This is a genomic window from Anaerovibrio lipolyticus LB2005, from assembly GCF_000621545.1.
In the GTDB taxonomy this organism is placed as follows: Bacteria; Bacillota; Negativicutes; order Selenomonadales; family Selenomonadaceae; genus Anaerovibrio; species Anaerovibrio lipolyticus_A.
This window is the reverse complement of the sequence record NZ_JHYA01000006.1, coordinates 183,845-192,729: the sequence shown is the minus strand read 5'-3', so window position 1 is coordinate 192,729 and position 8,885 is coordinate 183,845. Positions and strand designations below refer to the sequence as shown.

Genomic DNA, 8,885 nt, shown 5'->3' with positions numbered 1-8,885 from the left:
GTCAAAAGGTCTAAAAATCGACCACTTTTTGCAAAAATCGACCACTTTTTGCAAAGTCGTTGAATGTTTGGAATCTTTGTGATATTTTCTAAAATAAGGAAAAAAATGTGCCTTATGGCACAACAGATAAGCATGGAGGATGTAAAAATGGAAACACAGAAGTATAGTAGTCCACTAGGGGGGGACATTGTCACCGGCAAAGCCAATAAGGGCAAGGGCTGGAAAGGTTTAAAGGGACAGATGGCTTTGGCTCTCGCCGTATCGCTGTGGATGGCGACCGGCGGGATTGTATCGGCGGGACAGTCCACGACCATCAACGAGGACTACGAAGGCGATGTATACGGCAATCATGTCGGAGACGATTTGAGCGATTGGAGCGGCGACCCAAACAACAACACTGTAACCATGACGGGCGGCAACATCACATACGGCGGAGTTTTTGGCGCGTATATTGAAAACGAAACATCGGTTCAGTCGGCGACAGGCAACCAAGTCAACGTCAGCGGCGGGACAATCGAAGGCAACGTGCTTGCGGGAGCGGCGGTTTATAGAGGAGCAGGAAATAACAACGTCGAAAATAATACCGTCACCGTCAGCGGCACGGCGGCCATAAAGGTGGACATTTACGGCGCGTTGACAAGCAACGGCACGGCAAACAATAACCATGTCCTTATTACGGGCGGTAACGTGAACAACAACGGGAGCAGACGTATTTGCGGCGGGCTCTCCAATTACGGCGGGGACGCCACCAACAACACCGTCACGATTTCCGGCGGCACGGTGAACGTGGGAAGTATTATCGGCGGCAGCCTTGGAGAAACTATTGACTGGACTACCGGAGATCCGCTATACAATCTCACAGGCAAAGCCACGGGCAATCAGGTCATAATCAACGGAGCCAGCGTGAAGGCAGATATTAAAGGCGGCTGGCGGATGCCCGCCGATTACGATGCCTCTGCCGCCGTCACGGGCAATATTGTCACGCTGAACGGCGCGACGGTCACGGGAAGAGTTTTCGGCGGCTATTGCAACAACGACAATTACAACGGCGCGGTGGACATCGTCACGGGCAACACGCTGAACCTTTCCGGCGCGAACACGGTCAGCGGCATGGTGAAGAATTTCGAGACCATCAACATCAAAAGCGCGACTTGGGGTACGCCCGCGCTGACGTTGGCAGGTGACGGCATCCTTGCAAACACCGGCGGCGGCTATCCGACCATCAATGCGAACGCCGTCAATGTGTCCGGCGTCGCCAACGTGAAAGCCGGACATACGACAAAATTGATTGAAGGCGGTATGGGGGCGTATGCAGGGACGATTGCCTCCGGTCCGCTGAAATCCGGCTCCACGCTGGAAGTTCCCGGAACGACGGCAAAAAGCGGAAACGACCTCGTCTTTACCGCGTCCGGCGATGTGCAAGTCCAGGAGCAGACCCATAACACTGTTATGGGAGCTGAGGTTGGTATGGCAGCATTGTCAGCTGGTAATGATTTCGTGGGTGCTGCTACTGAAGGCCTTGCTATGGCTGGGAATGCAGGAGCAGACGGCCTTGCCACTTATGCCAATATGGGTGGCGGCTCCATGAATGTGGAAACCGGTTCCCATGTTAAGACCCATACTTGGAATGCTATTTTGGCCCTTGGCCATAAGAACGAAAAGAAGCTATCCACCACAGAATATGGTGCCTTCTTTGAATATGGTACTGGTAATTATACCACCTTTAATGGGGCTGAAAGGGGCGACGGCTCCACCCATTATACTGGTGGCGGTATCCTTGGCAAGTGGCAGAAGAATAACGGCTTTTATGTAGAGGGGAGTCTCAGAGCCGGTTCTATTCACGATGATGCCACCAATGTACTCCGTGATGTAAATGGCAATCCATACAGCTATGACACTGACGCCACCTATTGGGGTGCCCATATTGGCGTTGGTCGGGAAATAAAGCTGAATAAGACAGATATTCTTGACCTTTATGCCAAGTATTTCTATAACCATAGGGGCAGTGTGTCCTTTGATGCAGGGGGTCATTACGATTTGGATGCAGTGGAATCCAGCGTTCTTCGTATTGGTACCCGTTATACCGTAAAAAAGAACGACAAGGTTAATTTCTATGGCGGACTGGCCCTGGAGCATGAATTCTGTGGCAGAGCAGCTGGTACAGCTGACGGCGTAGCCATTCGTGGTGCTGACATCAGCGGAACCAGTGTCCGTGGTGAAATTGGTGCTACCTTCCAGCCAGGAGATAATAGCCCTGTAACCCTTGATCTGAATCTTAGCGGTTTTGCTGGGAAAAAACGGGGACTTACTGGGGGACTTTCTGCAGTATTCCATTTTTAAGAAAATAGTTGAAGGGACTGCTTCGGCAGTCCCACTTTTTTAACATTTTTATTCGGGGTGAAAACACCAAAGCCTTGGTATTACTGAAAAAGGGTCAGTGGAAACGAGTTTGAGTTTTACCACTTTTTTACCACTTTTGAAGGGAAAACCATGCCTATTTTATGCCAAAATATGGCTTTTTGTGATAAAATTATGGGGTAATGAAATTAATGAAAAGCTTGTAATACCAAGGTTTTAAAGGGGTTTTAAGGAAATGACGAACATACTTTTTGTGTGCCACGGCAATATTTGCCGTTCTACAATGGCCGAATTTGTTATGAAGGATATTGTGAAAAAAGCGGGGATGGAGAAGGATTTTTATATCCAGTCTAGAGCTACCCATAGGGATGAGTTAGGCTCAGATACTTACTGGGGAACAAAGGATAAACTGGATAAAGAGGGGATTCCTTACACCAAGCGCAAGGCTACACTCATGACTAAGGAAGATTATGATAAATTCGACTATATTTTGGCTATGGATGATGAGAATATGCGTTATATCGCAAAAATAATAGGCTCTGATTCTGAACATAAGGTATCTATGCTGATGGATTTTGCCGGAGAACACAGAAGTATTGCGGATCCCTGGTATACTGGAAATTTTGATGCCACCTTTGATGATGTAATGCGTGGTTGCCAAGGATTATTAAAATATATCACTCAAAAATAATTCTTTCTTAAAGTCATGTTTTACTGTTGCATAGACATTTATGTAAAAAAAGCATAGGTGTATAAACTTATATGATTTTTCTTGTATATCAGTCGGTAAAATGCTATAATCATTTTGGAAAAAAGTATGAGTTTTATAAGGGGAAGTGGTTATCATAAGAAGGACAAATACTAAGGAACGTATCTTGGAGGAATCTTTAAAATTATTCTCAAATTTTGGGTATAATGCTGTTGGCGTAGAGATGATTGCTGCTGCTGTAAAGGTGACTCCGCCATCTTTGTACAAGCATTTCAAGGGGAAACGTGAAATTCTTGACACTATCATTGAGCAGGCTGAGGAGAACTATAACAAGCATAGTCTTCCTATCATCAACTTTACTGATGAACAGCTAAAGAATCTCACCAAAGAGGAATTCATCAAGTATAATATGGACCATGTAAAAAATATCATTCATGATAATGTTATTAAATGTGTCCGTAAGCTGTTGATTCTGGAACAGTTCCGCAATGAACAAATCAGACTGATGCATATTGAAAAGACCTATACCAGAACAGAAACTGTTATCAGAAATCTGTTGGAGGGTTTATTCAGGAATAAGCATGACGGTAAGGGCAAACCAAAGGTTACAACTGATCACATGGTGAATATGTACTACCTGCCAATTATTGCTATGATTAATCGTTGTTATTCTGAGCCAGAATACGAGAAGAAGGCTCTTAAATTTATTGAAGATCATATTGGTATTGTTTGGGATACCTATTTCGAATAAACCAAGGTTTTTATAACAATAAGATAGGGATGCATACATCAGCGTATTGCATCCCTTTTTTCTGTAAATAATTTACTTCCGATAATTTATACTTATCGGAAGTAAAAACCTGATTTGACTCCCCTAAAATGTAACAGACATAGGCTTATTGCTATATTATATTTTATTTGACAGTTTATCATAAACTATATAAACTGTAATCGAGGTGCTACCATAACGGTAGGCGGTCAATCCTAGCCCCTGAAAGGGGGTATTGCCTATGACACTATACGACTTTTTGTGTTTGGTGTTTCTGGTTGCGATATGTATTATTGCAATTAAATCATAGCAATAGAAAAACCGCCTCCAGCATCCAATTGTAGGCGGTTTTTCTAAAAACTAACTCATTGGGGCTGACCGCTTATCGGTAGCACCTTCTTTAAGTGTATTATATCAAAGTATAAAATAAGTATCAATAAGTATCTATACATGCAGATTTATTTAAAATCTACAAATTCATTAATTTTTGCCCCGCCCTTGGTCATTGGTTCCACAAAGCTCCTATGGAGATTTACCACGATAACATGTGGCTTATCCGCTTCATTAAGGCATTTATTAAAGGCCACGGCAAAATCATCTGGTGTGGAAACGCTGTAAGCATCAATGCCAAAGCTCTTGGCATAAGCAGCATAATCCATATTATAGTCAAATTCACAGGCAATATACCGTTTATCATAGAATACGGTTTGGAGCTGACGAATCATCCCCAGGCTAGTGTTGTTTACTATAATGGAAATAATTGGCAGATTAAGTCTGGCTATTGTGTAATACTCATTACCAGTCATCTTAATGCCACCATCTCCAGCCACATGAATTACACGACGCTTGCTTCCCTGAGTAACATAAGCCACTTGAGCACCCATGGCAGCAGGCAGACCATACCCCATGGTACCTAACCCGCCGGAGGTAAACCATGTTCTTGGTTCTTCCACCCGTAAATGAAGGGCGCACCACATCTGATGCTGTCCTACATCTGTGGCGAAGGCAAATTCCTTCCCTGCAGTTGCCTTGGCAATATGATGCAGGGCCCAAGGCAGAGTTAGACGATTTACATCGTAGTCGTATGCAAATTCTGAATTTAAGGAGCGAATTTCTGCCCACCAGCTGTCCAGCTTCTTTGTTGGCTCCCGCCGCATAAGCATGGCTAATATAGTCTTCATATCACCAGCCAAGCCAATGGAGCTGGGAATATTTTTGTCTATTTCAGCTGGGTCAATATCCACATGAATAAACTTTGTATTGGCAGTATATTTGTCAACATTTCCCGTTAAGCGGTCAGCGAAACGGCTTCCCAGTGAGATAATAAGATCCGCCTTATATATAGCACTGTTAGCTTCTTTTTTCCCGTGCATTCCCGTAAAGCCCAGTACATTTGGATGGGACATGGGAACACCGCCTATCCCCATAAGGGTAAAAACTATTGGCAAATTGTAATGTTCCGCAAAGGCAATAACCTCTTTGGTGGCGCCAGCGGAAATCACACCACCTCCAGCTATAATTACAGGTCTTTCTGCATCACAGATAACCTGGGCAGCCTCTGCGGCGCAAATCTTAAAGTCAGCATCTGGCTCAGCTGGCTTCTTTTCTACTGCCTCTGCTTTTGGAAATGGTGCTTCATTTAGAAGAATATCCTTTGGAATATCCACCAATACAGGGCCAGGCCTGCCACTTTTAGCGATTTTAAAGGCTTCTCTGAGGGTTTCAGCCAATACTTTAGGATTTTTTACCTTATAATTATGTTTGGTAATTGGCATGGTTACGCCCATGATATCAGTTTCCTGAAAGGAATCAGTACCTAAAAGACTGGTATCCACCTGGCCAGTAATAGCCACAAGGGGAATTGAATCCATAAATGCAGTGGCAATACCCGTCACCAGATTAGTGGCTCCAGGCCCGGAGGTGGCAATACACACTCCCACCTTTCCCGTTGCCCGGGCATAGCCGTCAGCTGCATGGGCCGCATTTTGCTCATGGGTCACCAATATCTGGTTTATATTTTTCTCATCATACAGGGCATCATAAAGAGGAAGAATCATTCCTCCGGGATAACCAAACAGGGTATCTATTCCCTGCTCCTTTAATATTTCAACAACTATCTGAGCACCCTTCATGTGAGTATACCTCCATTAGAGATTAGAGACAGTCTATAACTGCCTGAGTCATTGTAGCTGTGTCAGCCTTTTTAAAGCCTTCATGCCAAAGATCTGCTGTACGCCAGCCGGCTGCCAATGCCTTATCGCAGGCTTCCTCCACTGCTCTTGCTGCTTTTTCTTCTTTTAGTGAATATCTGAGAAGCATAGCTGCGGAAAGAATTGTACCTACAGGGTTGGCAATGCCCTGTCCTGCAATATCTGGTGCAGAACCGTGAATTGGCTCGTAAAGGGATGTGAGTTCACCGATAGAGGCAGATGGCATCATGCCAATGGAACCTCCTAAAACTGCTGCTTCATCACTTAAAATATCCCCAAAGAGATTACCGGTCAATATTACATCAAACTGGGTTGGTCGAACAGCCAGCTGCATAGCAGTATTGTCCACATAGAGGTTGTTAAGCTCCACATCATGATAATCCTTGGCAACCTCTGCAACAGTGCGTCTCCAAAGTCTGGAGGTGGCCAGTACATTGGCCTTGTCTACAGAAGTAACCTTTCCACGGCGAAGCTTGGCAGTCTCAAAGGCCAGCTTGGCGATACGCTGAACCTCGGGAACAGAGTAATTCTCCAAATCCCAGGCTCTTTCGGCACCATTATAAAGCTCAGACTCACATTTATCTCCGAAGTAAATGCCCCCCACCAGCTCACGGACAATAACAATATCGCAGCCCTTGATGCGATCTGGCTTTAATGGTGAATACTCCACCAAGGAATCTGCCACCTTAACTGGACGAAGATTTGCATAGAGTCCTAATCCTTTTCTAAGTCCCAAAATAGCCTTTTCCGGACGCAGACCAGGCTCCACATTATCCCATTTGTCACCGCCTACGGCACCAAAAAGCACACCATCAGCAGCCTTGCATGCCTCAAGAGTATCATCTGGAAGGGGTACGCCGAACTTATCATAGGCAGTACCGCCAGCATCCTTATATTCGTATTCAAGATTTAAACCGAACTTTCCTGCTGCCTTTTTTAACACCTCAACAGCGGAATCGGTTATTTCTTTGCCAATTCCATCTCCTGGAATTACAACAATCTTTTTAGCCATATTATTTCTTCTCCTTAATGTAATTAATAAGGCCCCCCGCCTTTGCAATCTCCTGTACGAAGCCAGGAAGTGGCTGAGCGTGGTAGGTTTCCCCAGTGGTGAGATTTTCGATTACACCAGTGGATGGGTCCACCTTTAATTTATCACCATGACTTATTTTTTTAACATCATCACCGATTTCCAATAATGGCAGACCAATATTGATGCCATTTCTATAGAAAATACGGGCGAAATCTGCGGCAATTACAACGGGAACCCCTGCTGCCTTAATGGCCACAGGCGCATGCTCACGGGAGGAGCCACAGCCAAAATTCTTGCCCCCCACCATTATATCTCCATCAACCACGTTAGTAGCGAAGGGAGCATCCTGATGCTCGTCGCTGTCCTCCATACAATGGGCCGCCAAGTCCTTAGGATCAAAGGAGTTTAAATATCTTGCTGGGATGATAACATCTGTATCCACATTGTCACCATAACGCCATACCTTACCTTCGTGTGCCATATTATTCAACCTCCTCTGGAACTGCAATCCGTCCAAGAATAGCGCTGGCAGCAGCAACATAAGGACCCGCCAGATATACCTCGGAATCCACATGGCCCATACGGCCACGGAAATTACGATTGGTGGTAGAAACAGCCTTCTCCCCGGCTGTCATAATACCCATATGGGCACCAAGACAAGGACCACAGGTTGGAGTGCTGACAGCACAGCCCGCCTCCACAAATATATCCACGAAGCCAGCGTGAATGGCATCCATATATACCTTCTGGGAGCCCGGAATTATAATGCAGCGCACATCTGGGTGAACCTTATGTCCTTTAAAAATTTCTGCCGCCTGCTCCAAATCCTCAAAGCGTCCATTGGTGCAGGACCCAATAACAACCTGGTCTATCTTTATTTCATCAATTTCAGATACAGGATGGGTATTTTCTGGAAGATGTGGGAATGCCACCACTGGAGTCAGCTCAGAAAGATTAATATTAATAACCCTTTCATACTGGGCATCCGGGTCAGCCTCCACAGGAGTAAAGTCGTAATCCACTCTACCCTTTACATACTCCTCAGCAATCTTGTCATAAGGGAAAATACCGTTCTTGCCACCGGCCTCAATGGCCATATTGGCAATAGTAAGACGGTCTGTCATAGTAAGCTCAGCAACGCCTTCACCAGCAAATTCCAGTGACTTATAAAGAGCCCCATCCACGCCAATCATGCCGATAAGGGTCAAAATAACATCCTTGCCACAAATATACTTAGGCTTCTTACCAGTGAGCTCAACCTTAATAGTTTTAGGAACCTTAAACCAGGCTTCACCAGTGGCCATAGCCACGCCAAGGTCTGTGGAGCCAACTCCTGTGGAAAAAGCATTTACCGCTCCGTATGTACAAGTATGGGAATCCGCTCCAATAATGCACATACCAGGAGCCACAATGCCCTTTTCTGGTAAAATAACATGCTCTATTCCTACACGTCCAACTTCAAAATAGTTTTTTATCTTGTTTTCCTTGGCAAAATCACGAACAGTTTTCGCCAGACCGGCAGCCTTAATATCTTTGTTTGGTGTAAAATGGTCTGGTACCAAGGCGATTTTTGTATTATCAAATACTGGACGGCCTATTTTGGCAAATTCCTTAATGGCCGGTGGCGCAGTAACATCATTAGCCAATACCATATCCAGCTTACATGTAATAAGCTGACCTGGTACAACAGATTCCAATCCCGCATGCTGGGCCAGAATCTTTTCGGTCATATTCATACCCATAGTTTGTCCCTCCTAAATGCACAGCTCATTTTCAAAAAACGGCTTACACCAGAATATGGCGTAA

The 8,885-nt window shown here is 45.0% G+C and carries 7 protein-coding genes; 3 read left to right on the top strand and 4 right to left on the bottom strand.

The features are described 5' to 3' along the window. Window positions 1-363: 363 nt before the first annotated feature. The 3 genes from T355_RS0107405 to T355_RS0107395 all read left to right on the top strand — a co-directional run bounded on the left by T355_RS0107405 (window position 364) and on the right by T355_RS0107395 (window position 3,818). A complete protein-coding gene (locus T355_RS0107405; protein ID WP_155851690.1) occupies window positions 364-2,340 on the top strand; it encodes an autotransporter outer membrane beta-barrel domain-containing protein in 1,977 nt (658 codons plus the stop codon). A gap of 253 nt (window positions 2,341-2,593) precedes the next feature. Next, window positions 2,594-3,049, top strand: coding sequence for a low molecular weight protein-tyrosine-phosphatase (locus tag T355_RS0107400; protein WP_027397203.1), 456 nt, complete (start codon window positions 2,594-2,596; stop codon window positions 3,047-3,049). A gap of 184 nt (window positions 3,050-3,233) precedes the next feature. After that, on the top strand, window positions 3,234-3,818 hold the full coding sequence (locus T355_RS0107395; protein ID WP_197019568.1) for a TetR/AcrR family transcriptional regulator: 585 nt from the start codon (window positions 3,234-3,236) through the stop codon (window positions 3,816-3,818). Window positions 3,819-4,294: 476 nt separating this feature from the next. Here the strand turns inward: T355_RS0107395 and ilvB are convergent, their stop codons facing one another. The 4 genes from ilvB to leuC are packed head-to-tail and all read right to left on the bottom strand — an operon-like array spanning window position 4,295 to window position 8,821. Then, the gene (gene ilvB / locus T355_RS0107390; RefSeq protein ID WP_027397201.1) at window positions 4,295-5,968 is read right to left on the bottom strand and encodes a biosynthetic-type acetolactate synthase large subunit; all 1,674 of its coding nucleotides are present in this window, start codon (window positions 5,966-5,968) and stop codon (window positions 4,295-4,297) included. A gap of 22 nt (window positions 5,969-5,990) precedes the next feature. After that, entirely contained in the window at window positions 5,991-7,058 is a 1,068-nt protein-coding gene (leuB, locus tag T355_RS0107385) for a 3-isopropylmalate dehydrogenase (protein ID WP_027397200.1), read from the bottom strand. A gap of 1 nt (window position 7,059) precedes the next feature. Further along, window positions 7,060-7,560 carry a 3-isopropylmalate dehydratase small subunit gene (locus T355_RS0107380; protein ID WP_027397199.1) on the bottom strand — a complete coding sequence of 167 codons (501 nt, stop codon included), beginning with the start codon at window positions 7,558-7,560 and terminating at the stop codon, window positions 7,060-7,062. A 1-nt stretch (window position 7,561) separates the two neighbouring features. Then, window positions 7,562-8,821, bottom strand: a complete 1,260-nt coding sequence (leuC, locus tag T355_RS0107375) for a 3-isopropylmalate dehydratase large subunit (RefSeq protein WP_027397198.1) — start codon at window positions 8,819-8,821, stop codon at window positions 7,562-7,564. Between the last annotated feature and the right edge of the window lie 64 nt (window positions 8,822-8,885).

What these genes read in the sequence shown, in the direction of transcription:
- T355_RS0107400 (WP_027397203.1), top strand. Translation starts at nt 2,594, where the DNA reads ATGACGAACATACTTTTTGTGTGCCACGGCAATATTTGCCGTTCTACA.
- ilvB (WP_027397201.1), bottom strand. Translation starts at nt 5,968, where the DNA reads ATGAAGGGTGCTCAGATAGTTGTTGAAATATTAAAGGAGCAGGGAATA.
- leuB (WP_027397200.1), bottom strand. Translation starts at nt 7,058, where the DNA reads ATGGCTAAAAAGATTGTTGTAATTCCAGGAGATGGAATTGGCAAAGAA.
- T355_RS0107380 (WP_027397199.1), bottom strand. Translation starts at nt 7,560, where the DNA reads ATGGCACACGAAGGTAAGGTATGGCGTTATGGTGACAATGTGGATACA.
- leuC (WP_027397198.1), bottom strand. Translation starts at nt 8,821, where the DNA reads ATGGGTATGAATATGACCGAAAAGATTCTGGCCCAGCATGCGGGATTG.